Source organism: Micromonospora globbae, from assembly GCF_003610785.1.
Classification (GTDB): domain Bacteria; phylum Actinomycetota; class Actinomycetes; order Mycobacteriales; family Micromonosporaceae; genus Micromonospora; species Micromonospora globbae.
This window is the reverse complement of the sequence record NZ_RAQQ01000086.1, coordinates 1-1,597: the sequence shown is the minus strand read 5'-3', so window position 1 is coordinate 1,597 and position 1,597 is coordinate 1. Positions and strand designations below refer to the sequence as shown.

Below are 1,597 nucleotides of genomic sequence, written 5' to 3'. Positions count from 1 at the left end.
TGTCCGGCGGCGTCCTACTCTCCCACACCCTCACGAGTGCAGTACCATCGGCGCTGGAGGGCTTAGCTTCCGGGTTCGGAATGTGACCGGGCGTTTCCCCTCCGCCATGACCGCCGTAACTCTATCGACATATCAAACAACACCAACCACCGTTTGGGTGTGTTGTTCGTTTGTCGGGAGTTGCACAGTGGACGCGTAGCAGCTTTGTAAGTCAAGTCCTCGGCCTATTAGTACCGGTCGACTGAACCCGTTACCGAGCTTACATCTCCGGCCTATCAACCCAGTCGTCTAGCTGGGGGCCTTACCCACTAATAGTGGTGGGATACCTCATCTTGAAGCGAGCTTCCCGCTTAGATGCTTTCAGCGGTTATCCCTTCCGAACGTAGCTAACCAGCCGTGCCCCTGGCGGGACAACTGGCACACCAGAGGTTCGTCCGTCCCGGTCCTCTCGTACTAGGGACAGCCCTTCTCAAGTATCCTACGCGCACGGCGGATAGGGACCGAACTGTCTCACGACGTTCTAAACCCAGCTCGCGTACCGCTTTAATGGGCGAACAGCCCAACCCTTGGGACCTGCTACAGCCCCAGGATGCGACGAGCCGACATCGAGGTGCCAAACCATCCCGTCGATATGGACTCTTGGGGAAGATCAGCCTGTTATCCCCGGGGTACCTTTTATCCGTTGAGCGACACCGCTTCCACACGCAAGTGCCGGATCACTAGTCCCGACTTTCGTCCCTGCTCGACCCGTCAGTCTCACAGTCAAGCTCCCTTGTGTACTTGCACTCAACACCTGATTGCCAACCAGGCTGAGGGAACCTTTGGGCGCCTCCGTTACCCTTTAGGAGGCAACCGCCCCAGTTAAACTACCCACCAGACACTGTCCCTGAACCGGATAACGGTCCGAAGTTAGATACCCAAATCAACCAGAGTGGTATTTCAAGATTGCCTCCACCCGCACTGGCGTACGAGCTTCACCGGCTCCCACCTATCCTACACAAGCCAATCCGGATACCAATGTCAAGCTGTAGTAAAGGTCCCGGGGTCTTTCCGTCCTGCCGCGCGTAACGAGCATCTTTACTCGTAGTGCAATTTCGCCGGGCCTGTGGTTGAGACAGTGGGGAAGTCGTTACGCCATTCGTGCAGGTCGGAACTTACCCGACAAGGAATTTCGCTACCTTAGGATGGTTATAGTTACCACCGCCGTTTACTGGCGCTTAAGTTCTCCGCTTCGCCCCCGAAAGAGCTAACAGGTCCCCTTAACGTTCCAGCACCGGGCAGGCGTCAGTCCATATACATCGAATTACTTCTTCGCATGGACCTGTGTTTTTAGTAAACAGTCGCTTCCCCCTGCTCTCTGCGGCCATACAACGCTCCACCCGCGCGGGGCTTCACGTCTCCGGCCCCCCTTCTCCCTAAGTTACGGGGGCAATTTGCCGAGTTCCTTAACCACAGTTCGCCCGATCGCCTCGGTATTCTCTACCTGACCACCTGTGTCGGTTTGGGGTACGGGCCGCTCGGAACTCGCTAGAGGCTTTTCTCGGCAGCATAGGATCACTGACTTCACCTGAATCGGCTCGGCATCACGTCTCAGCCT

General features: G+C 56.6%; 2 rRNA genes. Both read right to left on the bottom strand.

Annotated features, from left to right (window positions below):
* Position 1: 1 nt before the first annotated feature.
* Positions 2-118: ribosomal RNA gene (gene rrf, locus D7I43_RS32385) — 5S ribosomal RNA — on the bottom strand.
* An 89-nt stretch (positions 119-207) separates the two neighbouring features.
* Positions 208-1,597 (bottom strand): 23S ribosomal RNA (locus D7I43_RS32380); the annotation flags it as partial.